Origin of the sequence: Pseudomonas purpurea (genome assembly GCF_039908635.1) — a bacterium.
GTDB classification, from domain to species: Bacteria; Pseudomonadota; Gammaproteobacteria; order Pseudomonadales; family Pseudomonadaceae; genus Aquipseudomonas; species Aquipseudomonas purpurea.
In genome coordinates, this window is record NZ_CP150918.1 from 4,588,856 (window position 1) to 4,614,485 (window position 25,630).

Genomic DNA, 25,630 nt, shown 5'->3' on the forward strand with positions numbered 1-25,630 from the left:
CGATAACTATGTAGCTCATTCACGCGGCACGTCTGAGTAGGCTGGGGCTTTCCCGACTGACTCAAGGAGACGAGCCGTGTCTGAATTTCCAGGAAGCCCACACGGGTTACCCGCCCTCAACAATCAGGGCGCACATTTTCAACTCATCAAGAATGCCATTTCGCCGCACCATTTCCAGGCGACTGCCGATCGACGTGCCGCACTCAAGCAAACCCGGCCGATCACGCCCGCTTGGTACGACAACGCGTCACCGGAACAGAAGAACCAGCTTAAGGCCCTCAATGATGCACTCTTGAAATCCCAGAACGAGCAGGACCGGATTTTCAAGAAAACCCTGAAAAACATTCATGACTTCGCCAGGGAGCTGCTGCTGCCGGAGCTGAAAAAACTCGATGCCAACCTCGACCCCGATACAACCTGGCTGAGGCTCTATGCCCCAAAAAGCCTGGGCCTGTTCGGCATCAAGAGCGGTGGCTTTGCCGTCAAGACGTTTTCGTTGTTGCACGCTGCGCTGCACAACTTCGAATCAGAGGAAGTCGAGCCCGGATTCTTTGACAGCAGCTCTGGCTTCATCAGCCAACCCGACAAGCGAGGACACTTCGATCGCGTCCGAACGTCGCTGGGCATCGAGACTTTCACACGCCTGTCTCGAACCCTGGACATTGGTGGGAAGTACCAGGCTTACCTCAAGGGTTTTCTGCGCCCTGAAGACCCGGTCGCCCGCACGTTTCTGCAGAACAAGGTGACAACCCATCAGAAAAACGCCCTGAAAGCCGCGGCGTACATGGCACTGGTCAAAAAAGACATTGAGCAACGCGATTACGAACTGCTGCTGAAGGTGGTCGCTGGTCAACAAAAGATCATGGAGGGTGACAAGCAGGTTTTCTTCACCAGCCTGAGTGTCATGGGCCTGAGGCTGTCCGACTGCATGGTCTTCATGCCCACCGTTCCACATCGCTATCACCACGGCTATGTGATTGCCTACATTCCCGATGACCCTGAACACCCGGTCAAGCGCTACGCCTCGTTTTCCGAGTTCGAACAAGAGTTGACCCGACAATTCATGTTCCGCCCGCAAGGCAGTGCCAGCGGACAAGCGACTCTGGAACCGACCGACTACCAGGTTTTTTTCAGCCGGTTCGTGGCCGAGCGAGACAAATCCTATTACTTCAGTCGCTTTACCGAGCAGGTCAGCGACGGTCCACCGGAGTCCTTTGCGGTCGCCTGGCGGCGTCATGAACTGGTTCGGATCACCGAACAGGCGCTGCTGCATACCGCGCTGCCAGGCCCACCGGATCGGGATACACGCCGCGACCCGATAGACTCCCCCAACTTCTACATCCGGGGTGTGACCATGAGAGGCAAAGGGTTGTGGGAGTCTTTCGACCCTTGGTCATTGCTTCACGACATCAAGCTGGATCGTCTGTTTGAGGATGCCCGCATCATGGCGGTCCCCACCGAGGATCAGAATGCCAAGGCGCGATCAGCGCGCTGGGCCAACTACCTGAACATCGGTTTCACCACTGTCGGTGTATTTGCGATGTTCGTGCCGGGCCTCGGCGAAGCCATGCTGGTGGTCATGGCCGGCCAGTTGCTGTCAGAAGTCCTCGAAGGCGCCATAGAACTCAGCGAAGGTGACCGCGAGGCCGGTTGGGCGCACATTAGCGACGTCATCGAAAACGTCGCCACCGCCGCCGTCCTCGCGCCGGTGTTCCACTACACGGTTTCACCTTTCATCGAGGGATTGAAGCCGATCAAACTGCCCGATGGCAAAACCCGCTTGTGGAAACCCGACCTGGAACCTTACCGCTTCAAGGGGCGACTGCCGGAACACCTCGCCCCGATTGAACCGGGCGTCTACCGGCATGCCGGAAAAAACCTCGTGCAGCTCGATACACACTTCTATGAGGTCAAGGACAACTTCCGAACCGGCCCTGCAACAACTCCAGCACCCCGCGCGCACCGACGCCTACCAACCGGCATTCAGCCATAACGGTGCCGGCGCTTACGTGCTCGACGTCGAGCAACCCCGCACATGGGACACGACAACCCTGCTACGTCGGATGGGACGCTCGGTGAACGACCTGAGCGAGAGCCAACGTGAAGAGGCCCTGCGGACCAGCGGCACACAGCCCGACGAACTGCGCAGGATGTACGTCGAAAACGCCACGCCCCCTCCGTTGTTCGACGACACGCTCACCCGGTTGGCCGTCGACGACGACGTGCAAACCTTCATCGACCAGATGAACAGCGACGATCCCGCGTTCTACGCCCAGGCAAGCCCCATCACTCAATTGCACCTTATGACGCGTTACGGCCTCTGGCCCGACGGTGTCTCGATGCGAATTCTCGACAATCAGTTCAGCACCGTCTGGGAGTACACCAGCTCAAAAGCGGCGCAGGGCCGCAAACTGATCGTGCAATTGAGTGAACGACAGTTACTCGAGAACAAGCTGCTGGACAGTGTGATGGAAACACTCGATGCCAATGCGACGTCGGTCATTCTCGACCAACCGCTCGGCAGCCCGCACGCCTCGCTCACGGTTCGTACCCGCCAGCTACGCCAGAAACTGGCAGCACTGGCACAGCAAAACCGGGCAGCGCTGTTCAATGATGACTACGCCAGCCGCAGCCATACCCGCGACAAGCCTGCCGGGGTGATCAAGCGCCAGTTCCCTGAACTGCCCACAACCGTGATCGAACGCCTGTTGACCCGCGCCGATCCACTGGAAGGCGCCGCCATCAATGACGAAGAGCGCATTCCCCTGCGTTTGAAAAATATCGCCCGGGAGCTGCAATCCGAAGTACAGGCCACCCGGGCCAGTGAAGGGTTTGTTCGCGATTCGCTGTTTACCCGACACACCGAACGGCTGGTACTCGGCGCCCTGCGCCAGAACACCGACACCTTCGGTGACCTGCGAATCGAGGTCCGCGAGGGCCGCGTCGACGGTCCACTGAGCAGTGACGCGGGCCCACGGGATGCCTCGACCGTCAGGTTGCTGATCAACAAGGCAGCGCAGCGCTACGAGGTCCGCGACGCACAACACAACCTGCTGCATGAGGCGGATGACTTCTATGAGTCCATCCTGCGCGCACTGCCCGACAAACAGCGCAGAGCCCTGGGTTACCGCGTTGGCCAGGGCGAGTTCTTCAAACAATGGGTCGCGGCCAAAACCGAACGGCCCAGCGTGCGCCGCACACTATTGGCAGAACCGCCCGTGCGGGGGGCGCCGCGTCGCGAAACCCTGCTTTTGGTTCGCGGTGGAGGCCAGAGCAGAGAAGCCACGACCCTGACCGAAAAGGTCCAGGACCTCTACCCCAGCATGAACCTCCATGACGTAACCTCGTTCGTTGAATCCTTGAACCGTCACCCCGAGCCATTCGCCGCCGTCGAGCAGCTTGAGCAAGAGCTCGATGAACTGCGCGTCACCCTGAACAAATGGCGCTATCAACAGCCCGAAAAATGGGGCCCCGGCAGCCCGAATTTTGTCGACGGCGGACGATACATCTCCAAGCAACTGATCAAGTGTTTCGAAAGGCAAACCCGAACGCTCGATGCACCGGGGCCGCAGTTGGACAGCGGTTACACCCTGGATTTGTCGAGTGCTTACAAGCAGGACATCAGTGTGGGCCACTGGTGGAAAACGCTGCCGGATCTGGGCAAGTACCTGGATAAAATCACGGCACTGAACCTGGACAACACCCCGTTTCCCACGCAAGCCAATGGCCTGCTGAAAGACTTCCGACAGCTGCGCAGCCTGTCGGCACGTCGATGCCATTTGACCGCGCTGCCTGAACACATCGGCCAGATGCACTGGCTCAAGACGCTACGGTTGAGCGACAACTTCATCCCGTTGACGGACGAGAATGTTCAGCAACTCAAAGACCTGACGCGCCTGGAAATCCTGAGGCTCGATAACAATCCATTGGGGCATCTACCAGACGTCAGCCGCATGCCGGCGTTGCGCGAATTGACGCTGTTCAATACCAACATCGACACCTGGCCAGAAGGTCTCTGGGCCAAACGCCGACCCCGCGGGTTTTTCCTCGACATGAGGTTCAACCCCATTACAAAGATCCCCGAGGTCGTTCCGGGCTCCGATGAAGCGTTCATCGTGGCGCGAACACGCCTCAATTCAATAGACCTGTCGGAGCCGAACCGACTGCAATATGAAAACTATCGGACTTCGGCGGGAATCCCCCGCCGTCACGCCTACAACGCACCCGCCGAAAACGTCAGGGAAAAATGGCCAAGGTCCAATGATGCGGGCTGGTGGGGACCTCTCGATGGGCGAGGCGTTGCCAGGCCCGTAGCCTGGTCTGACCTGGGCGCCGAACCCGGCTCAACTGATTTTTTCAGTGTCATCGATAGCCTGACGCAGTCCGCCGACTACCGCGCCAGCGGCGACGCACGCCTGCAATTGTCTTCACGGGTGTGGCGAACCATCGATGCCATGGACCTGAATGCCGGGCTGCGTGAAAAGCTGTTCGCCATGGCCTCCACCCCCGCCAACTGCGCCGACGCGGGTGCTCAACTCTTCAACAACATGGGCGTGCAAGTGCTGGCCGCCGAGGCGCACGCGTTTTCAACCTCCAACGCCGTGCTGGAGAGCAAACTGGTGGCGCTGGCCAGGGGCGCCGCACGCCTGGAGCGGGTCAACGAAATTGCGCGCGCCGACATCCAGGCACGCGGAGGTGACCCGGATGACGTCGAAGTCTATCTGGCCTACCAGACCTCCCTGGCCAAGCGCCTGGACCTGCCGTGGCAGTCGCAACGCATGCTCTATCGGGTCGTTGCCGGTGTCAGCGAAACCAGCATCGAGCAAGCCTTTGAAACGGTGACCGCGCTTGAGGAAGGCGACGGCCTGGTGGACTCGATGAATGAGCGAGACTTCTGGATCAACTACCTGAACGAGCGCTTCCCAGGCAAGTTCAGAGAAAATGAAGCGCTGTATCAGACAAGGTCGGGCCTGTTGACCGACCTGATCACGGCGCAACGGGAGTGGGCCGCCTCCGAGGAGTTGACCGCCGGGCAACGAACCATGTTGCAAGAGCGCCTGGCCGTTCTGGTGGACAGCCTGTCGATACCTCGCGAGGAGGTCTTTACCGATCAGCCGATGTCGGTGCAAACAGAGGATCGCCTGAACAATGAAATGCACGATCAGGAAAAGAACCTGAGCAGGCGCCTGACACACGATGCACTGAAAAAAGCCGGCCTGTAACAGGCTGCCCCCACCCTCACAGCAATGTGCTCGAAAGGTGAATGCGCCTTCACCTTTTGAGTCTTGACGCTTGAAGCGTGATCACACTTGCGAATCCCAAATCACCGTTACGCTGCCAGAAAATCGCTCGCTCCCCAGTTTCAGCATCTGCCGGACACCGTCCTTTTCCACCGAGAAATGCAGGGTTCCCGGTTTACGCGCCACATACAGGCTCGGTTCAAAGTGCTCGGTGCCTTGACCATCCAGCAACAGGGGCTGACGATTCACGGCTTGGCCAAGGCTCGTCATCCCCGCAGGAAGGGTCACGGCCACATCGACGGCCACGCGGTTTCCCGCCACATCTTGTAGGCCACAGGTGTTGCCCACGTTGATAGCACAACTCAATTGCATCTTGAACGGCGTCGAGGCCCAGAGGTTGAAGGTCTGGTCGCGGAACAAGCGAGTCAGCTTGCGGTGCTGCTGCAACCAGGCCTGCCAACCGCCCTGAGGTATCAGTTGCACCTGATTGCCGCCGGGAGGGATTTCCACGGCAAGCACATGCTCCACGGTCAGGGTGAAGTCCAGCATAAGGCTGCCATCACTGGGACGCATGATGTCGCCCGTATCAAAATCGCCACCCGGTCCTACGCTGTACACCATCGGGCCCCGATACGTGCCGGGAGCCATCTTGAGCGGATCGGGTGTTTTCAGTTGGTAAGCGAAATCCATGTTTTCGTAGGCGATGTCAGGAATGTCGAACAGGGCCTGGTTGGAACACACGCCTGCCACCGGAGTCATCCAGAAGAAAGACCAACTGAAATCCGTGTATTTAGAATAGGGCCCTTCGGTGCAAGGCCTGGGCGCCTCGATCCAACTCCCATTCCACCAAAGCTTGTCGTGCGCCCGATAGGCATCCAAATCATCCAGGCCAACCAGATCCTGCACCCGCTGTGACAATCGCTAAGCCCCGCCGATGCCGGCGATCCGCACCTGAACGGTAAAGGACTGACCGCTCTCATTGGTCACACTCACATCTCGCCAACCGGCCGGGACACTGAAGATGGCCCCCTGACGTGGATCGGGGTGATTAGCCACAATGGATCGAGCAGATTCCATCGTGATAGAAGTGCCGAGACTGAATATCCCCCAGCGCTTGCACTCCGACGGCAGTCGCTCACAGTAGCCGCTGTTGCGTGTCGTGTTCTTGAATTCATTGACATGTGGCCGGGATGGGTCAGGGCTGAATTCAGCGGTGATCTGTATCACCTCCGCTTGCGCTGGCGCTGCGCACAATAGAACCCCGGCCAATACCCAACCATTGCAGCGCTTCAGACTCATGGATTCACCGCCTCGAACATCAGGTGCACCGTCCCGAAGTACGAACCCGGGACGTAACCATCAACCGGCTTCACCGCCTCGATCTCCAGTTGTACCCGCTGCCCGACACGCGCCTGTTCGTCATTGACCACCGGCGTGTCGAGCAACGACAACAACTCCCGGTTGAACCGCACGTTCAGCTCGATACGCTCGCGCCCGTTGAACAGGTAAGGCATCACTGCCAACCGCGCAGAAACGCTGCCATTCACATTCTTCACATCGAACGGTTCGCGCAACGGGCGCAGCTCTTCGGTCACCGGGTGCCAAGCCATGACCTGCTCGCGCTCCAGAAACCCCGAATTGACCGGCAGCACATAAAACTCGTGGGTAGGAAGGGTGACCGAGACATGAAATTCCTGCTCTTCACGTATGCCCCAGGCCAGGCTGCTGACCAGTAACAGGGCGCCACCCACCCTCGCACGCAGCCCTGCTTCCCGGTAACGACTCACCCTTTCACCTCATGTTTTTTCTGCTCGGCACCTTCCACCAGCTTGAACTGGTAATGCCTGCCGGCCTGCTTCTGGAAGCTGAAGACCTTGCCCGGCATCACATGGCTTTTAGTCACCGGAGCGCAGTCGTTTTCATCCTTGACGGCGCAGTCCTTGAACTCGTCGACTACCACCACCGTATTGCCATTATTGGTCAGCGTGTAGTTAACGGCGCCGTTGTCAATCTGGGTGCTATAGCGAGAGTCCTTGGGGCGCACGAAAAAAATCGTGCCATAGCCCGCCAACACATTGACCCCGGCCGACAGTGATTGCTTGTATTGCTCACGCTCCTCGACAGGGATCGCGAACTCATCTTCTTTCTCGGGGACAACCGGGACAAACCGCACCCGGAAATAACGCTCGCGATCACGCTCGCCCATAAACAGCAGACGCGTACCCTGCATACCGTTGGCCGGGACGATCAGCCGCGCAGGACTGGCCATCAGCCCCTCTCGGGAAGCACCGTCACCTTGTGGCTTGAGCTCCGCTTCTTCGGGTTTACCCTGCGCGTCGTAGATAATTTCCAGAATGTTGACCTTGACGAATGCCGTGCTGTCACCGCCATTGAATACCCGTTTCAGGTAAGTACTTTTGTCCCCGTCCAGGTAGTCGTAAACCACCCCCACATTGATTGCCGGCCCGGCGTGGGCGATCAGCGGCAACAAACCTGCACACAGCAGTACCCATCGATAATTCATTTTCTTGTCCTCTTGGTAATAAACAGTGATCGGCTGAAATCGGTGGGGTGATCAGACTTCCGAATCCCAGATCACCGTGACGTTACCCGCGTAGGTTTTGGCGGGCCCGGTGAGCATTTCCTCGACGGCCGGGCGGGCGATTTCGAAGTGCAGGGTTCCCGGTTTTCGATCGATGTAGTGGCCGGGTTGAAAGAGCTCGGTGCCACTGCCGTCGCGCAACAACGGGCGCCGGTTGACCGGTTGCCCCGCCGCGTCGGTCATGCCATTGGGCAGGGTGACGGCGATATCCACAGGCACTGCGCCCCCGGAGTTGGGCTCATACAACATGCAGGTATTGCCACCGTCGCCATACTGACAAGCGAGGCGCATCTTGAAACGGCTGGACGCCGACAGATTGAACGTCTGGTCCCGGAACAAGCGCTCCGGTTTGCGGTTGCGTTGCAGCCAGGCCTGCCAGCCCCCTTGAGGGACCAACTCCACACGGTTACCGCCCGGAGGTACTTCCACTTTGAGGGTGTGTTGAACATCCAGGGTGAAGTTAAAGGTCATCAGGCCATCGACCGGGATCATGATGTCGCCGAAATCGAAATCACCTCGGGGTTGCATCGTGTAAGTGATATTGCCGACGTATTGCCCCGTCGACATGCTCAATGGCTTGGGTGTTTTAAGTTCGTAGGCATATTCAAGCGTGCGATACAGCAAGTCAGGGATTTCAGTACCGGGGGTCACGGTACACGCCCCGGCGTTTTCCGGTACAACCCAGAAAAAGTTTGCTGACGTGGTGTCTGCCGTAAAAAAACTGGTCGCGATACATGGAGCAGGCGGCGTCCGCCAAAATGTGCTCCATCCCACTCCCGGCCAGCCCCAGTAAGAGACATTCGGCGCCTTCCAATTGCTTCCGACACCGGCAATTCGCATCTCTACCGTCTCGACTTCCCCGGTACCGACATGCGTGACCTGTACAGGTCGCCACTCCGACGGCACCTTGAACATCGCCGCTCGTCGAGAATCAGGCCCCGCGGTGAGTGCCGGCATGGGTGCGTTGGCTAGCGCCCTGAAGCTTTCGTCTCGCAGACTGAAAATCCCCAGCCTCTCGCATTGAAGCTGGATATGCGACTTGCACACGGAACTGATCGGGGTGGTGTTGGTGAACTTGTTCACCTGGGGGTTTGTCGGGTCCGGCCGGAATACGGCCGTGATGTCATAGGTCACGGCACGCACCGGATCAGCGAATAGCATGCCGACGAAGAACACACCTTGAAGGCGTCGTCCAAACTGTTTGTTCATCATTGATCAACCTGCCTGTTCAGCCTTGTAAGTGGAGTCGGCGAGGGTGTCCGCCGTGCAGCGCAAGTCACCGATCATCAACACATCCTGCTCGACGCGGGCCTTGCTCGGGTCGAGACGGAACTGGCACAGCAACTGATTGCCATGACGCACTTCCAGGGTCGGCGAACCGGCGTTCATTTCCATGGAGAAGAACCCGTCGACTTCACTCACCCCACGACTGGCGTGGTTGATGATGTGATGGCCTCTAAGTGGCTGACCCTGCGGGTCGAGCAAACGACCGAGCACGGTCAGGGTTCGCATTACGCGGACCTTGCGATACTCCACGCCACCCTTGTTCAGGTGATAGCTCGTTCGGGCCGGCTGGATGGTGGCGGCCGGCACATGGTTGCCTTCGAAGTCGAAGCTCACGGAGCTGCTCTTGTAGGCCGTGATTGGCACAAAGTTGCGCCCCGGACGCAGGGCCGTGCTGCCACCGCTCAAGTCGTCGGCGCGCAAGGCGATTTCATCCACGTCCGACTCCACATCGATAATCATTCCAGCACCCTGCCCATTGTGCTGGCTGGTGAGGGCCATTGTCTGACCGCCCACGGCGAAGGTGCTGTTCAGGTTCAAGCCGCCGGTGAAGTCGCCGCTGTAAGAGGAGCGCTGGACAAAGGCGTCACCCATCAGTGTGTCCGTCATGAAGTTCGCGGTGCCGGACACGCCCACACCGTAAGTGTCGGTAATGCCGGTGGCCGAGACGCTTTGCAGCACATGGTTTTGCAGGTCTTTGCGGTAAGTCAGCGATGCATTGTTATCCCGCCCGCCATCGCGTGAAGTACGCGAACCAATGCTGCCGGAGATGTGCTCCCCCGGCGCCCCAAGGGCCAGGCTGACGCTCAGGTCCACACCACGGTTACGGTCATTACCGCTGCTGACACTGCCCGGTCGATCAAACACGGTAAATCGCCAGTTGGCATCGCTGCCAAACAGGTTGCCGCGCTGGCTCCAGCCCAGGTCCAGGCCCATGCCTTCGACGTTACCTTCACTGTGGGATACGCGGGCGTTGAGCGAGGTGCGCTGGTTCAAACGATGACTCACCGACAACGACGAATTGCTGGCCTGGCCGTTGTAGACGTTGCGCTGGCGAATACGCGTGCCGTCCGGCAGGGTTTCGTAGGTGTTGCGCGTGTCCAGCCAACTGCGGTTGTGGCTGGCAACCACGTTGCCCGAGCTATAGCTGTATAGCCCTTGCACATCGAGGCCGGTGCCCTGGTTCTGAGTCTGATAGATGTTGGCAAACACGCTGGCGTTGTTGGCCATCGTCCAGTCGACCGAGGTGCCCAATTGCAACGCGTCACGAACCTGACGCCCCGAGACCCCAAGGATCACGCGTGGGTGCAACAGGAAGTTGAACGCGGCACCGGCCGTCATGTCGCCCTCGGCATGCTCCTCCCAGTTACTCAGCAGTTTGCTTTCCCGACCGGCAAACAGGTTATAGCGCCAACGTTCATCGTGGTTGCGCCAGTTGTTGGGCTTGTAGACCAGCTCCTGAGTGCTGGAGGTTATCTGGCCGTCTTCGATCAGGCGTATTTCGACTTCATAAATACCACCGGGCAATGGCCGGGTATCGAGGGTCTGCAAACCGGCGGGCACCGGTTGCGTGTTGATCAGCAGACCATTGCGATAGATCTCCACCGACCCCAGACGATTGGCCGTGACGTAAATCGGGTAGACGCTGGGTGTGGGGTTGTTGACCGCCAGGCTGTCGGAGCTGCCGTACATCACGCCGATCGCCGTATCCGGGCTGGCGCCAAATGCACGCGGCTGACGACTCAAGCCCTCGGAGTTGGGCGTGAAATAACCCAGGCGCACAAAGGTGCCTTGCAATTCTCGCTGGCTGTAGAGTTCGTATACCGCGTGATAGAGCTTGTCATCCTCCCCCCCCAAGCGTGCCAGTTGCATATTCACGCTTTGGGTCCAGTTGCCCAGGCTGGCGCTGGCCTCCAGGCCATAACGGCCGCCCAGGTCCTGCCCTTGCCCACCGTTGAGGTTCAACTGGTTGTGCACGATCAAGCCGCTGCTGCCGCCTTCGGGTAACGCGTAATGGCGTTTGGTTTCAGTGTCGCGCTCGGCGTTTTCAGTGACAATCGATACCAGCGACTTAGCCAGGTTGTAATGCACGGCCAGCATCTGCTCTGGGCAACTGCCTTCGCAGGCGCCCAGGGCCACGCCTTTTTGCAAATAAGCCGACCATATTTCACGTTCATTGGCCTGGAAGCGACTGTCACTGGTATCGGTGAATTCGAGCAAGGTGATGCGATCATCGCGCGTTAACACAATCATCGCCTCACCGAGCATTTGTTGATCAAGTTCCATCCGAACAGCCAGCGGCACGTCGAAGAAGTGCTCCTCGAAATCCGCAGGCAAACCTTTGGCTTGAGCGAGCAAACCTCGGGGAGTTGTACTGTCTTTAGTAGGTGCCGCTAATGCACTTGCACTTGCACTTGCACTTGCACTTACACACGCACACAAAACAAGCGCAGCCGCGATGGGCGTCATCGGGAACATGAACTGAATACTCAAGTTTCGGAAACTTAAAAAGATCCGACAGGCCGCCGATAACGGCGACCTTTCGGTTTACACCATCAAGCAATTAACGCGGGTAAATCACGGTTTCATAACAGGTTCATAGACGACGGTAAAAACTCCGGCAAAATCCCCTGTTTGCGCGGCAGTCGGCGTGGAGGTTCTGATCGTCATTGTGCGCTGCACGCCGGCGACGGAGTCCGTTTCGTTGACGATTTCCTCAGATTTATCAGTCAACTCAACACTGCCCATGGAAACCGTCATCGGAATACCGCTAGTGCCGTTGTAGAGAGTCGCAGCAGCCTGACCACCCTCGATGAAAGCATTAATTGCACCTTTTGCATCGGTGTGCTTGAGGTTATGAACGGCACTCACCGGTTGAAAACCGGCACTGCTGTCGTTGCTATTGACCAAGCGAATTTCCAGGTCCTTACCGAAGTCAGGATTTTGCGGCGCAACGTTAAATGTAGCGGTCGGAATGAACGTACGTACGTTAATAGTTTGCGAGATCGGCTCAACAGCAAATGCCAGAGAAGAATTCAGTGCCAAAACCGCCAGCGGGGTTACGATTGCAAATTTCTTGAACATCATTCGATACCTGTCTTTTCAATAAGAATTGGGTCATTGAAAGTTACAACAAAGCGAAGATCAATCAGGCACCTTGATAGCACTTTGTCTCAACTTTCAACGCCGCAATAATCGGGTAATTCCTATAGAAAGTAAGTAGGCAAATTCCGAAGAGACTGTAGCTAGAGCGCCACAAGCCTGGTATGACAAAACCTGAAATATCAAAAAAAGCTGTTACCAACCGTAAGAGTCAGACTACAAACAGACGCAATAGAAAAACAATACAGAATATGGACCCACGTTGTGTCCGTAAGACCTGTACCACACAACTAGCAAACACAGGCCAATACCAAACCATTAGAGAGTTAACACTAATTTTCAAACACGCATCGGATTTAAAACCTGCAAATAATTGATACTGAAAACAGCCTGGCACTTGTCCGGGAACGGCATGCCCCTTCCGCCACTTTTTGCATCCGACCGTTGGTCCTCGGACCTTGCTTTTTTGCAAAGATATATCTTAAGTTGTATCTAAACACGACGAGAGAACGAAAATGAGAGACCATCATTCCCACCGCGAACACGTCGACAGCCGCGATGGCTTCGAAAAACGCCCTGGCCCCGGCCGTGAACGCGGCGGTCGCGGCCCCCGGGTATTCGCCCCCGGTGACCTGAAATTACTGCTGCTGGCGCTGATCGCCGAACAGCCGTGCCACGGCTACGACCTGATCCGCCAGATCGAAAGCATGTTCGACGGCGCCTACAGCCCCAGCCCCGGCGTGATCTACCCGACCCTGACGTTCCTGGAAGAAAGCGAAATGATTCTGGGCGACGCCGATGGCGGAAAAAAACGCTACAGCATCACCGACGCCGGACGTCTGTCTTTAACGGACCAGGCGATTGCCCTGGACGGCGTGCGCATGCGCATCGAAGTCAGCAAGCGTTCGTTGCGCGGCCACGACCGCCCCGCCGAAATTCACGAAGCGGTGCACAACCTGCGCCACGCCCTGCAAATGCATCACGGTCGCTGGAGCGCCGAAGAGATTCTTCGGGTACGCGACCTGCTCAACAACACCGCCAAAGCCATCGTCGATGGCCCCTCCCCACTCGCGGCACAGGAGAACGCCGAATGAATTCAGTGAACGTGCAAACCATCCACCGCGTCAGCCACGAAATCAAACGCCGGCGCCTGGAAGTACTGCGCGTGGTCGACCTGACCCCGCGCATGCGCCGCATCACCCTCGGCGGGCCAGCATTGGCCGGGTTTGTCAGCGTGGGCACCGACGACCATGTGAAGTTGTTGTTCCCACAGACCGCCGAAGAACAGGGCCGCGCTGGAAACCCTGGTGATCGGCGCGGGCAAGGACAACGGCCCGATGCCCGCCATGCGCGACTACACCCCGCGCCGCTACGACCTGAACACCCTGGAACTGGACATCGACTTCGTGCTGCACGGCGACGGCCCTGCCTCGACCTGGGCCGAACAGGCCAAACCCGGTCAACACCTGCACATCGCCGGGCCACGGGGTTCGATGGTGGTACCGGATGTCTTCGACAGCTACTTATTGATCGGCGACGAAACCGCCCTCCCGGCCATTGCCCGTCGTCTCGAAGGGCTGGCCGCCAACCGGCGCGCGCTGGTGGTGGTGGAAATCGAGAACGGCGCTGAACAGCAAATCCTCGAAAGTCAGGCAGAGGTCAAGATGATCTGGGTCTTGCGCGAAACGGGTCAGAACCACCTGCTGACGACCGTGCAACAGCTGTCAATGCCGAGCGGCGAGTTGTATGCATGGATCGCAACGGAATCCAGAGTCTCACGGCAGATCCGTCGCGTGCTGCTGGACGAGAAGGGTTTGAATCAGGATCAGGTGAAGGCCGTGGGCTACTGGAAGCTGGACGAAAGCGACGAAGAGTAATCATCCATCCCCGTGGCGAGGGAGCTTGCTCCCGCTCGGCGGCGCAGCCGTCGTAAAACGGCTGATGCTATCTTCCTGATGCAACCTGAGTGAATGGTTTTGGGGTCGCTTCGCAACCCAGCGGGAGCAAGCTCCCTCGCCACGAAAGCAATATGGGATAGCTACGACCGCCCTTTCCAGCGGTCCAGCGCGACGACCACTAAAGCAATCGCCACAAACCCCAGCAAAATGCCCCCAGCGTTGATGAACACCTGGGGGTAACCGAGTTTTTCAACGTTAATGAACGGGTATTGATACAACCCCAGCAAATGCCCGCGCAGCAACGCGTAGGCGAAATACACCAGTGGATAAATCACCCACACCGCGATATGCCGCAAACGCAATGTGCCCTTGGGCACACAGCACCACCAGTAGCCCAGAAACAGCAGCGGCATCACGTCGTGCAACAACTCATCGGCCAGAAACTGCCAACCCTGCGGGTGCCACAAATGCCGCAGCAACAGGTTGTACGCCAGGCCCACCACCGCGATGCTCACCGCAATCGCGCTGCTGACCCAAGGCGTCAGGAAAAAACCTCGGGCCTTTGACGTTCGGCCCGTCAGCGCATGGCTGAGCACCACCGCCACCAGGGTGTTGGTCAACACGGTAAAGAAACTGAAAAAGCTCACCAGCCCGCCGAGCAAACTCGCCCCGACGCTCCAGCGCCCGTAGAAAATCAGGTACAGCTGAATGCTCAACCCGACCCAGCCCAGCACCGCTGCCGCGGTAATGAAAGCGCGCATCCCCCGCGATCGGGCAACCGGCTCGGCGTGCATCGCGGCTCCTTACAGCGGACGTTTGGTGCGCATCAGCTTCACGTAGAGACGCTCGACCTTCTCCCGCGCCCACGGCGTTTTACGCAGGAACGTCAGGCTGGACTTGATGCTGGGGTCGCTCTTGAAGCAACGAATGTCGATCCGCTCGGCCAGCCCCGCCCACTCGTAGTGTTGAACCAACGCCGTGAGGATCTGTTCCAGCGTCACGCCGTGCAACGGGTTGGTGTTCTGTTCGGTCATGCCAGGCCTTTGAGCGAAGTAGGAAAAGGAAGCCGCGCACCTTAGCCGAGGGTGTCGTCCGGTGGAAGGACCTTACGCAATGGCGTTCGTCAGGTGCGAACTTAACTGTAGGAGAGTTCCAGACGATCCGTCGCCGTTCGTACCACCCAGGCTGCGCACAAAAAAAACCTGAAACCTATACATATGTACCGCACTTGGCCCTTTCGCCCCCTTCACGCTGGCGCCCTCTTGTTTCCTACAACAGATGGAGCCTTTTCGTGCACGGAATCCCTAGCCAATCCACTGCCTCAGTCATCCTCGACGAAATCCTGCAATACCGCCGACGCTTTTCAGCGGCCGACCAAGACCTTAGCGCAGAAAACCGACTTGTGCGGCACACCCAATTGCCGCGCATCGAAGCCTTCGTGGCCCAGAACCGGCCGATCGAGTTTGTGCTGCCGGCGTTCCCGGCCAAATCGCCGAACCCCAACAAGGTGCTGGGCGAAGTGCCGGACATGGCCGAAAAACTCTCGCTGACCTTCCTCAATGAGGTCTGCCGCACCATCCAGCAGCATTACGCCCCCGGCGCACGGCTGACGATCTGTTCCGACGGCCACGTATTTTCCGACCTGATCGGCGTTTCCGATGCCACCATCAACGTCTATCAGGACCAGATCAAGGCACTGATACGCGATGAAAACCTGCAACACCTGGCGGTGCTGAACCTGGGTGACATTCAGGAGTTCTCACCCCTGATCGGCAACTACGATGCCCTGCGCGACACGCTTATCAAGGGCTATGCCGACCCGCTGGACGCCATCCGCGATCAACTGATCAGCGACGAGGACGGCACCCGGTTGTACCGCGCCATTACCCGATTCCTGTTTGAAGACGGTTTGCTGCCGGACTACCAGGGTTCCAAGACCGCGCTGCAACGCGACGCCCGGCAACGCGCCTACGGGGTGATCCAGAGCAGTTGGGCCTGGGGCAATTTGCTGGCCCGGTGCTTTCCCGACGCGATTCGGCTGTCGATCCACCCGCAACCGGCGTCGAGCCTGAAGATGGGCATCCACATGCTGCCGACCAAGGACGACTGGTTGACGCCATGGCACGGCACCGCCGTGGAAATCGACGGCAGCTTCGTGCTGATGAAAAAGGCCGAAGCCCTGGAAATCAACGCCGAGCCGGTGTGGATCGATGGCGCTCACAGCCATTACCAGGTCACCACCCAGCCACGCGCCGAAGTGGCCTGACGGCCGCGTTCTCCCTGCCTATACGTCCGGTGAATCACCATGAACCCTCACACGCGTTTTCACGTCACACCTCATCAGCCTTTCGGCCTGCTCATCGGCCCGGCGTTCAGCGGCCAAACCGTCGAGCAACTGCCGGTCAGCGAACTGCGAGCGCTGGCCCGCGAGCATCATTTGCTGGTCCTGCGCGGCTTTGCGCCGACCTTCCGTGACTCACCGTCGCTGACCCGCTACGCCCGGCAGTGGGGCGAGATCAAGATGTGGCCGTTCGGCGCCGTGCTGGATGTGCGCGAACACCATGACGCCACCGACCACATTTTCGACCACAGTGGCGTGCCCTTGCATTGGGACGGCATGTACAAGCCGACCATTCCCGAATTCCAACTGTTCAACTGCCTGCACGCCCCCGCCGAAAACGAGGGCGGTTGCACCACGTTCCTCAATACCCGCGCCCTGCTCGCCGACGTTCCGCCCGCGATTCTGGAGCTGTGGAAAACCGTGCGCGTGACCTACCGCATCCAGAAAGTCGTGCACTACGGCGGCGAGGTCTGTTCGCCGCTGCTGGTGGCCGACCCGCGCGACGGGCAGTGGGTACTGCGCTACAACGAACCGGCAGAAAAGGACAAACGCTTCCTCAACCGCCACGCCCTGGAGTACCACGGCCTTGCGCCCGAACAGGTTGAAGCCTTCGAACAGGACCTGCATCGACGCCTGCACGACCCGCGTTTCTTCTACGCTCACACCTGGCAGCCGAACGACGTGGTGATCGCCGACAACTTCTCCCTGCTGCATGGCCGCGAAGCCTTCACAGCCCGGTCTGCCCGGCACTTGCAGCGCGTGCACATCCACGGCTCGCCCGTGTGCCACAACACTGCGCTGGCCCATGCCGGCGACGGTCTGCCCATTGCAACTCAAGGATAAGGACTTCCCATGGCACGTATTCTGATCGCCTCCACCGCGACGCCGGGACACGTCTTCCCACTGCTGAAAATCGCCGGACACCTGGTCCGCCACGGCCATGCCGTGACCGTGCTCAGCGGCAAGCTGTTTCGCCAGGACGTGGAAAAAACTGGCGCACAGTTCCAGCCTTTCGACGAACGCATCGACTTCGATTATCGCCACCTCGAAAGCCACTTCCCGCTGCGCGCCACATTGCCGCCAGGGCCTGCGCAAATGGCCCTGGCGCTGAAGAACTTCTTCGCCGACGCCATGCCGTTTCAGGATCAGGACCTGCGGCGGTTGATCTCGCAACTGTCCCCCGACGTTGTGCTGATCGAAAACACCTTCTACGGTGCCTTGCCGTTACTGTTGGGCCCGAAAGACCAGCGCCCCAAAGTGGCCTGCATCGGCGTGACACCGCTGACCCTGTCCTCACGCGACTCGATTTTCTACGGCCCACGGATTCCGCCTGCCGTACTGCCCGACGACCTGAGCCGAAGCACGCTGGTGGAGCCATCCACTTTGCAACTGATTGACGACGTGCAGGCGTACTTCAACGCCACACTCAGCGCCCACGGGCATCCACCGTTGCAATCGGCGGTGACCGACAGCCTGATTCTCAACGTTGATCGCTTCCTGCAACTCTCGACCCAAGCCTTCGACTACGCCCGCGCCGAACTGCCGGCGACGGTGCAGTTTGTCGGCCCGCTGAACGTCAAACACCCGAATGGCCAAAGCGTCGCCGAACTGTTTCCCGGTGACGAGCGGCCCTTGGTGGTGGTGACGCAAGGCACCCTGGCCAATGCCGACCTGAACCAGTTGCTGTTGCCGACCCTGCGCGCTCTGGCCGACCTGCCGGTCAAGGTGCTTGCCCTCACAGGGGGGCGGGACACCGACGCGGTGGCGCCACAAAACGCCCGCATCATCGACTTCGTTTCCTATGTCGACGTGCTGCCCGAGGCGAGTGTGTTCATCACCAACGGCGGCTTCGGCGCCATCAATGGCGCCCTCAGCCATGGCGTTCCGGTGATCGTTGCCGGCACCGGTGAAGACAAAGCCGAAACGGCGGCGCGAGTGGTCTGGGCACGCTGCGGGATCAACCTGGGCACCAGCTATCCGACAGAACAGGCCATCCGCGAAGCGGTCGAAAAAACCCTGCGAACCCCGTCGTTCAAGGCACACGCCCAAGCGATTGCAGAGGACTTCAGCCGTCACGACGCACTGGCCGCCATCCACACTCAACTGGGGTTGTTGATGCCTGCACCGCGTTAATCGAACGGGGCGGATTTGACTGTTACCAAATCCGAAATGATCCATGTCAATAAAAGCGCTTTCTCTCCCAGAGGCAGCGCTTTATCCTTGCGGCCTTCACGCTGAACCGTTTCACCTTCTTCCTTGAAATCAACGGTCCATGCACCCGCTGCAGCATTCGGGTGCGCGCCCGGTATTCGTGTCCATCCCCAGAAAAAGATCTAAGACTGCCTCCATGCCCGACTTCCAGACACTCAAAGACAGCGCTGTCCGACGCCCGCGTTCCCGCGTAATTCCCCTGAACCTGCTCGCCAGCGTCAGCGCTTTTGGCCTCGCCACCTGCGTTCAGGCAGCGCCGGCCTTCGACAGCGATTCACCGTGGATGCTCGGTGACTGGAACGGCACGCGCACCGAACTTTCGGAAAAAGGCTACGACTTCAAAGTCGATTACACCGGTGAAATGGGCAGCAACCTGCACGGTGGCTACGACCACGACCGCACGGCGCGCTACAGCGACCAGTTCGGCCTCGGTACGCACCTGGACTTGCAGAAAATCCTCGGCTGGAACGACGCTGAATTCCAGCTGACTATCACCAAGCGCAACGGCGACAACATCAGCAACGACCGGATCAACGACCCGCGCGCACCGGGCTTCACCTCGGCCCAGGAAGTCTGGGGCCGTGGCCAGACCTGGCGCCTGACGCAGATGTGGTATCAGCAGAAGTTCTTCGACCAGACACTCGACATCAAGGTCGGCCGCTTCGGCGAAGGCGAAGACTTCAACAGCTTCCCTTGCGACTTCCAGAACCTGGCGTTCTGCGGCTCCCAGGTCGGCAACTGGGCTGGCGGCATCTGGTACAACTGGCCCGTCAGCCAGTGGGCGCTGCGGGTCAAGTATCACCTGACGCCCGAGCTCTATGCCCAGATCGGTGCCTACGAGCAAAACCCGTCGAACCTGGACCGCGACAACGGCTTCAAGCTCAGCGGCAGCGGCACTCAGGGCGCCGTGCTGCCGGTGGAACTGGTGTGGACGCCGAAACTCAATGGCCTGCCGGGCGAATACCGCGCCGGTTACTACTACAGCAACGCCAGCGCCACCGATGTTTACAAGGACCGCAACGGCCAACCGGCGGCCCTCAGCGGCGAAGCCTACCGCAGCGCTTCAAGCAAACACGGCGTGTGGCTGGGCGTGCAGCAACAATTGACCAGCCGTGCCAGCGACCACTCACGCGGCCTGAGCGTGTTCGCCAACGGCACGATGCACGACAAGAAAACCAACGCCGTCGACAACTACGTCCAGGCCGGCGTCGTCTACAAAGGCCTGTTTGACGCCCGCGCCAAGGACGACATCGGTTTCGCCATGGCCCGGGTTCACGTCAACCCGGCCTATCGCAAGAACGCCGAGGCCGCCAACCAGGCGCACGCCGTCTTCGATTACGACAACCCGACCTACCTGCCACCGCAAGACACCGAATACAGCGCCGAGCTCTATTACGGCGTGCACCTGAGCAACTGGCTGACCGTGCGCCCGAACCTGCAATACATCCGCCATCCGGGCGGCGTGGACAAGGTCGATGACGCGCTGATCGGCGGGATCAAAATCCAGTCGTCGTTCTGACCAACGACACACAACCCTGTGGGAGCGAGCTTGCTCGCGATGACGGTCTGTCAGTCGACATCCGTGCTGAATGGCAAGCCGCTATCGCGAGCAAGGGAATGCATCAACTGAACTTTTTACTGAACCCTGCCCATGCCTGATCGTCATCTACAGTGAAACAGGCGCGGGACTACTTAAAACGTCACGGAGAACCACACTATGAGCACTGATGGTGCTTTGAGTCGAAGCCGTCTGCTGCCGAGCCTGCTCGGTATCGTGCTTCTGCTAATGGGCCTGGCCTTGCTGGCCGGGGGGATCAAGCTGAGCCTGCTCGGCGGCTCGCTGTACTACCTGCTGGCCGGCATCGGCCTGCTGCTGACCGGGGTCCTGCTGCTGGCAGCACGCCGAGCGGCGCTGGGCGTGTACGCACTGGTGCTGTTCGCCAGTACCGTGTGGGCGCTGTGGGAAATCGGCCTCGACTGGTGGCAACTGGTGCCGCGCCTGTCGCTGTGGTTCGCCCTTGGCGTGGTCATGCTGCTGCCGTGGTTCCGTCGTCCGTTACTGCGCGATGGTCCCGCACCGATGGCCACCGGCGCACTGAGCGTGGCCGTGGTACTGGCGGGCGCAACGGCCATTGCCAGCCAATTCACCCACCCCGGCGAAGTCCTCGGCGAGTTGGGCCGTGACAGCGCCGACATGACCAGCACCGCGCCACAGATGCCCGAAGGCGACTGGCAGGCGTATGGCCGCAGCGAATTCGGCGACCGTTACTCGCCGCTGAAGCAGATCACCCCGGCCAACGTCGGCAAACTGCAAGAAGCCTGGCGCATCCGCACCGGCGACCTGCCGACCGCTGGCGACCCGGTGGAGCTGACCAACGAAAACACCCCGCTGAAGGCCAACGGCATGCTCTATGCCTGCACCGCTCACAGCAAAGTGCTGGCGCTGGACCCGGACACCGGCAAGGAACTCTGGCGTTTCGACCCGCAGATCAAGAGCCCGGTGGGCTTCAAGGGCTTCGCCCACATGACCTGCCGGGGCGTTTCCTACTACGACGAGAACGCTTACGCCAAGGCTGACAATGCCTCGGCCGCCGCCGTCTCCGAAGCAGCTAAAGCCGTGGCCCAGGCGTGCCCGCGTCGCCTGTACCTGCCGACTGCCGATGCACGCCTGATCGCCCTGAATGCCGACACCGGCAAAATCTGCGAAGGCTTCGGCCATCAAGGCGTGGTTGACCTGACCCAGGGCATCGGCCCGTTCACGCCGGGCGGTTACTACTCCACCTCGCCCGCCGCAATCACCCGTGACCTGGTGATCATGGGCGGTCACGTCACCGACAACGAGTCGACCAACGAACCGTCCGGCGTAATCCGCGCCTTCGACGTGCGCGATGGCCATCTGGTCTGGAACTGGGACAGCAACAACCCGGACGCCACCGAACCGCTGGCTCCCGGCCAGATCTACAGCCGCAACTCGGCGAACATGTGGTCGCTGGCCAGTGTCGACGAAAAACTGGGCATGGTGTACCTGCCACTGGGCAACCAGACGCCTGACCAATGGGGGGGCGACCGCACACCGGGCGCCGAGAAATTCAGCGCGGGCATGGTTGCGCTGGACCTGGCCACCGGCAAGGTGCGCTGGAACTACCAGTTCACTCACCACGACCTGTGGGACATGGACGTCGGCAGCCAGCCGACCCTGCTCGACCTGAAAACCGCCGACGGCATCAAGCCTGCGCTGATTGCACCGACCAAGCAGGGCAGCCTGTATGTGCTCGACCGTCGCGACGGCACACCGATCGTGCCGATCCGCGAAATCCCGGTGCCACAAGGCGCAGTCCCGGGCGATCACACCGCCCCGACCCAGGCCCGCTCGGACCTGAACCTGCTGGCGCCGGAGCTGAACGAGAAAGCCATGTGGGGCGCGAGCCCGTTCGACCAGATGCTGTGCCGCATCCAGTTCAAGGAACTGCGCTACGAAGGCCAGTACACCCCGCCGTCGATCCAGGGCAGCCTGATCTATCCGGGTAACGTCGGTGTCTTCAACTGGGGCGGCGTGTCGGTCGACCCGGTTCGCCAGATGCTGTTCACCAGCCCGAACTACATGGCATTCGTTTCCAAAATGGTGCCTCGCGCCGAAGTGGCGGCCGGCAGCAAACGTGAAAGCGAAACGGCTGGCGTGCAACCGAACACCGGTGCGCCGTACGCGGTGATCATGCACCCGTTCATGTCACCACTCGGCGTGCCTTGCCAGGCACCGGCCTGGGGCTATGTGGCCGGTATCGACCTGACCACCAACAAAGTAGTCTGGAAACGCAAGAACGGCACCAGCCGCGACAGCTCGCCGCTGCCGATCGGCCCTGCCCGTCGGCGTGCCCAGCATGGGCGGCTCGATCGTCACCGCTGGCGGCGTCGGCTTCCTCAGCGGCACGCTGGATCAGTACCTGCGCGCCTATGACGTCAACACTGGCAAGGAGCTCTGGAAATCGCGCCTGCCGGCCGGCGGCCAGGCTACGCCAATGACCTACACCGGCAAGGACGGCAAACAGTACGTCCTGCTCGTCGTCGGTGGCCACGGCTCCCTGGGCACCAAAATGGGCGATTACGTGATCGCTTACAAACTGTCGGAATAAGCACTCCTGGCAGTAAAGAAAAAGGCGACTACCGAGAGGCAGTCGCCTTTTTTGTGGGCGATCAGTCGGAATAGCTGCAACACCGTACTGTGGCGAGGGAGCTTGCCCCCGTTCGAGTGCGAAGCGCTCGTAAACCCAACGAACCGTATGTGCCTGACGAAACCCGATTGCAGGTTTCAGGGCTGCTCCGCAGCCCAGCGGGAGCAAGCTCCCTCGCCACAGGCTGAGCGTTTATCCATGAGTAGGATTCAGAGAAGCATCTGACATGGTTTTCAGGTTGTCGCTCGGAAAGTGCATCTTTTTTTGTGGGCGATCAGTCGGAATAGCTGCAACACCGTACTGTGGCGAGGGAGCTTGCCCCCGTTCGAGTGCGAAGCGCTCGTAAACCCAACGAACCGTATGTGCCTGACGAAACCCGATTGCAGGTTTCAGGGCTGCTCCGCAGCCCAGCGGGAGCAAGCTCCCTCGCCACAGGCTGAGCGTTTATCCATGAGTAGGATTCAAAGAAGCATCTGACATGTTTTTTCAGGTTGTCGCTCGGAAAGTGCACCTTTTTTGTGGGCGATCAGTCGGAATAGCGGCAACGCCGTACTGTGGCGAGGGAGCTTGCTCCCGCTCGAGTGCGAAGCGCTCGCAAACCCAGCGAATCGGGTGTGCCTGACGAAACCCGATTGCAGGTTTCAGGGCTGCTCCGCAGCCCAGCGGGAGCGAGCTCCCTCGCCACAGGCTGAGCGTTTATCCATGAGTAGGATTCAGAGAAGCATCTGACATGTTTTTTCAGGTTGTCGCTCGGAAAGTGCACCTTTTTTGTGGGCGATCAGTCGGAATAGCGGCAACGCCGTACTGTGGCGAGGGAGCTTGCTCCCGCTCGAGTGCGAAGCGCTCGCAAACCCAGCGAATCGGGTGTGCCTGACGAAACCCGATTGCAGGTTTCAGGGCTGCTCCGCAGCCCAGCGGGAGCGAGCTCCCTCGCCACAGGCTGAGCGTTTATCCATGAGTAGGATTCAGAGAAGCATCTGACATGTTTTTTCAGGTTGTCGCTCGGAAAGTGCACCTTTTTTGTGGGCGATCAGTCGGAATAGCGGCAACACCGTACTGTGGCGAGGGAGCTTGCTCCCGCTCGAGTGCGAAGCGCTCGCAAACCCAGCGAATCGGGTGTGCCTGACGAAACCCGATTGCAGGTTTTGGGAGTGCTACGCACTCCAACGGGAGCAAGCTCCCTCGCCACAGGCTGAGCGTTTATCCATGAGTAGGATTCAGAGAAGCATCTGACATGGTTTTCAGGTTGTCGGTGGGAAGCCGCATGACTAGTCTTTGGTGGTCGCTGCCAATTCAGCGACCGGATTTGACCGTCCGTGTACACTCTAGGCGCACAGCGTCCACTGTTCATGAGCAGACGCTTTTTTTATGTCTGTCATTTCATGTTATGGCGGCTGTGCGCGGGATACCTTCGGGTATGCCGGGTTCCTAGAGTCCCGGTCGGTCAACCCGCGTACAGTTGCCACCCTATTTCGTTTGACCGCGGACGGTGGCAGCTCCACTACTCTGGGAGCTTCATCATGCACAAAGTCACTCCAAATCCGCCTGAAACCCCAAACACTTCCCCCTACGCGTCCAACGACTCCAAAAAACTCCACGACGCCGCCGAGCGTGCGCTGGACCACCACCTGAAACCGCCGTTCGCCCAAGCCAACCTGCCCGACAAACGTCCCTCCAACGTCTTCGCAGTCATCCCCGATCTGGATAACGAAACCTTGCTGGCCCACGCCTCGGAAACCCTGGCATCGTTGAATGTGATGGCCAGTGACTTGGCGTTCGAACTTGAAGGCACGCGTCGGCATGTAGCGTTGGCGATTCAGCAGATGATCTCGTTAGGGCAACTGTTGGTGGACCAGGCGCTGGATAATTTTGATCAGCCAGAACCGCTGTAAAAGCCCACGTTGAGTGTTCATCCCTTGATCGTTCCCACACTCCACTGCGCGGGAGCGATCAATTTCAATGCCAGTGCTGAAACAAACCTGATTACACTTCGCCCTCCTGCGTTCAAGGCATCGGCGCCCATATGATCGACCTCGGTTACCTCCACGGCACAGTCACGTTCAATGACCTGTCGACCCTCGACAATGTCGACGTGCAGGATCAGCTCGACGCCTTGAAAGAAGACCTGCTTCAGGTCCAGTACCCGCAAAACCTGCTGATCGACGTCGGCTGGTATCCCGAGTTCTGTGCCGACGGCGCGTTCCGGGTCTACGTCATCCAGCATGAGCAATGGCACAGTCCCTGCGCGCAGATCCACGCAAACTCCCTGCAAACGCTTGAACAGGGCTTGCGAGAAGCTCAGGCAACGGTCGAACGAATCATCGGCAACGCCGATCACGGAACACCCCCATGGACACCTTGAACGCCTGGATCGGCGACCGCGAGAACAGCCCCTGGAACGAATACCACTGCGAGCACGTGGCAAAAGGCGTCCTGGCCGGGTTCAGCGCAGCGCAATGGGAACAACTGCGCGAGCGCATCACGAGCCAGCCGCAGCACTGGCAAGCACGCTGCGCCGAGGTGCTGGGGGCGGAACGTTCCGCCAATGCCATCGAGTTGCTCAAAGGCCTGCTGCTGGCCTCGCCTTACCTCAACGTTCGAGCATCCGCCGCCTGCGAACTGGAATGGGCTGATGCGCCCATCGAAGCGATGTACGCCGCCAGCATCCAGGACGTTTTGCAGCACCTGCCCCACGACGCAATAGAGCCCGAACTGCCGAGCCTGCTGGCCAGGGCCGAGTCCGGCCAGTAGCGGTTCAGGCACCTGTCCCCGACCTGAACACC

19 protein-coding genes and 2 pseudogenes are annotated in these 25,630 nt (G+C 59.6%); 12 read left to right on the forward strand and 9 right to left on the reverse strand.

All coding sequences use genetic code 11. From position 1 onward, the window contains the following. Positions 1–76 precede the first annotated feature (76 nt). Both AABM54_RS20495 and AABM54_RS20500 read left to right on the forward strand, forming a co-directional pair. Positions 77–1,993, forward strand: a complete 1,917-nt coding sequence (locus AABM54_RS20495) for a DUF6543 domain-containing protein (protein WP_347901802.1) — start codon at positions 77–79, stop codon at positions 1,991–1,993. Next, the gene (locus AABM54_RS20500; RefSeq protein ID WP_347901803.1) at positions 1,905–5,222 is read left to right on the forward strand and encodes an NEL-type E3 ubiquitin ligase domain-containing protein; all 3,318 of its coding nucleotides are present in this window, start codon (positions 1,905–1,907) and stop codon (positions 5,220–5,222) included. Before AABM54_RS20495 ends, AABM54_RS20500 begins: the two co-directional genes overlap by 89 nt. Positions 5,223–5,303: 81 nt before the next feature. On the opposite strand, the gene AABM54_RS20505 is transcribed toward AABM54_RS20500, so the two are convergent. The 7 genes from AABM54_RS20505 to AABM54_RS20535 all read right to left on the reverse strand — a co-directional run bounded on the left by AABM54_RS20505 (position 5,304) and on the right by AABM54_RS20535 (position 12,210). Then, on the reverse strand, positions 5,304–6,146 hold the full coding sequence (locus tag AABM54_RS20505) for a hypothetical protein (protein WP_347901804.1): 843 nt from the start codon (positions 6,144–6,146) through the stop codon (positions 5,304–5,306). A gap of 15 nt (positions 6,147–6,161) precedes the next feature. Then, a complete protein-coding gene (locus AABM54_RS20510) occupies positions 6,162–6,539 on the reverse strand; it encodes a hypothetical protein (RefSeq protein ID WP_347901805.1) in 378 nt (125 codons plus the stop codon). Next, complete coding sequence (locus AABM54_RS20515) at positions 6,536–7,027, reverse strand: CS1 type fimbrial major subunit (RefSeq protein WP_347901806.1); 492 nt, start codon at positions 7,025–7,027, stop codon at positions 6,536–6,538. The genes AABM54_RS20510 and AABM54_RS20515 overlap by 4 nt, the downstream gene beginning before the upstream one ends. Then, on the reverse strand, positions 7,024–7,764 hold the full coding sequence (locus AABM54_RS20520; RefSeq protein ID WP_347901807.1) for a molecular chaperone: 741 nt from the start codon (positions 7,762–7,764) through the stop codon (positions 7,024–7,026). Before AABM54_RS20520 ends, AABM54_RS20515 begins: the two co-directional genes overlap by 4 nt. Positions 7,765–7,815: 51 nt before the next feature. Further along, entirely contained in the window at positions 7,816–9,054 is a 1,239-nt protein-coding gene (locus tag AABM54_RS20525; protein ID WP_347901808.1) for a hypothetical protein, read from the reverse strand. A gap of 3 nt (positions 9,055–9,057) precedes the next feature. Then, positions 9,058–11,604 carry a CS1-pili formation C-terminal domain-containing protein gene (locus AABM54_RS20530; protein ID WP_347906267.1) on the reverse strand — a complete coding sequence of 849 codons (2,547 nt, stop codon included), beginning with the start codon at positions 11,602–11,604 and terminating at the stop codon, positions 9,058–9,060. 99 nt (positions 11,605–11,703) lie between these two features. Beyond that, positions 11,704–12,210, reverse strand: a complete 507-nt coding sequence (locus AABM54_RS20535) for an adhesin (RefSeq protein ID WP_347901809.1) — start codon at positions 12,208–12,210, stop codon at positions 11,704–11,706. A gap of 533 nt (positions 12,211–12,743) precedes the next feature. Between AABM54_RS20535 and AABM54_RS20540 the strand changes: the two genes are divergently transcribed. Both AABM54_RS20540 and AABM54_RS20545 read left to right on the forward strand, forming a co-directional pair. After that, positions 12,744–13,322 carry a PadR family transcriptional regulator gene (locus AABM54_RS20540; protein ID WP_347901810.1) on the forward strand — a complete coding sequence of 193 codons (579 nt, stop codon included), beginning with the start codon at positions 12,744–12,746 and terminating at the stop codon, positions 13,320–13,322. After that, positions 13,319–14,105: pseudogene (locus AABM54_RS20545) on the forward strand (siderophore-interacting protein). Before AABM54_RS20540 ends, AABM54_RS20545 begins: the two are co-directional and overlap by 4 nt. 161 nt (positions 14,106–14,266) lie before the next feature. On the opposite strand, the gene AABM54_RS20550 reads toward AABM54_RS20545, so the two are convergent. Both AABM54_RS20550 and AABM54_RS20555 read right to left on the reverse strand, forming a co-directional pair. Beyond that, a complete protein-coding gene (locus tag AABM54_RS20550) occupies positions 14,267–14,887 on the reverse strand; it encodes a Pr6Pr family membrane protein (protein WP_347901811.1) in 621 nt (206 codons plus the stop codon). A 42-nt stretch (positions 14,888–14,929) separates the two neighbouring features. After that, positions 14,930–15,160 carry a VF530 family protein gene (locus AABM54_RS20555; RefSeq protein WP_347901812.1) on the reverse strand — a complete coding sequence of 77 codons (231 nt, stop codon included), beginning with the start codon at positions 15,158–15,160 and terminating at the stop codon, positions 14,930–14,932. A gap of 257 nt (positions 15,161–15,417) precedes the next feature. On the opposite strand from AABM54_RS20555, the gene AABM54_RS20560 reads away from it, so the two are divergent. The 8 genes and pseudogenes from AABM54_RS20560 to AABM54_RS20595 all read left to right on the forward strand — a co-directional run bounded on the left by AABM54_RS20560 (position 15,418) and on the right by AABM54_RS20595 (position 25,598). Beyond that, positions 15,418–16,392: an isocyanide synthase family protein gene (locus AABM54_RS20560; RefSeq protein ID WP_347901813.1), complete on the forward strand. Its 975-nt coding sequence runs from the start codon at positions 15,418–15,420 to the stop codon at positions 16,390–16,392. Positions 16,393–16,431: 39 nt separating this feature from the next. Continuing rightward, positions 16,432–17,310, forward strand: a complete 879-nt coding sequence (locus AABM54_RS20565) for a TauD/TfdA family dioxygenase (protein ID WP_347901814.1) — start codon at positions 16,432–16,434, stop codon at positions 17,308–17,310. Between the two features lie 9 nt (positions 17,311–17,319). Continuing rightward, positions 17,320–18,600, forward strand: coding sequence for a nucleotide disphospho-sugar-binding domain-containing protein (locus tag AABM54_RS20570; RefSeq protein ID WP_347901815.1), 1,281 nt, complete (start codon positions 17,320–17,322; stop codon positions 18,598–18,600). Positions 18,601–18,814: 214 nt separating this feature from the next. Then, the gene (locus AABM54_RS20575; protein WP_347901816.1) at positions 18,815–20,197 is read left to right on the forward strand and encodes a carbohydrate porin; all 1,383 of its coding nucleotides are present in this window, start codon (positions 18,815–18,817) and stop codon (positions 20,195–20,197) included. 198 nt (positions 20,198–20,395) lie between these two features. Further along, positions 20,396–22,808: pseudogene (locus AABM54_RS20580) on the forward strand (glucose/quinate/shikimate family membrane-bound PQQ-dependent dehydrogenase). A gap of 1,559 nt (positions 22,809–24,367) precedes the next feature. Further along, positions 24,368–24,739, forward strand: coding sequence for a DUF6124 family protein (locus AABM54_RS20585; protein WP_347901817.1), 372 nt, complete (start codon positions 24,368–24,370; stop codon positions 24,737–24,739). A 131-nt stretch (positions 24,740–24,870) separates the two neighbouring features. Continuing rightward, positions 24,871–25,209, forward strand: coding sequence for a hypothetical protein (locus AABM54_RS20590; RefSeq protein ID WP_347901818.1), 339 nt, complete (start codon positions 24,871–24,873; stop codon positions 25,207–25,209). Further along, the gene (locus AABM54_RS20595) at positions 25,197–25,598 is read left to right on the forward strand and encodes a HEAT repeat domain-containing protein (protein WP_347901819.1); all 402 of its coding nucleotides are present in this window, start codon (positions 25,197–25,199) and stop codon (positions 25,596–25,598) included. Before AABM54_RS20590 ends, AABM54_RS20595 begins: the two co-directional genes overlap by 13 nt. Positions 25,599–25,630 lie beyond the last annotated feature (32 nt).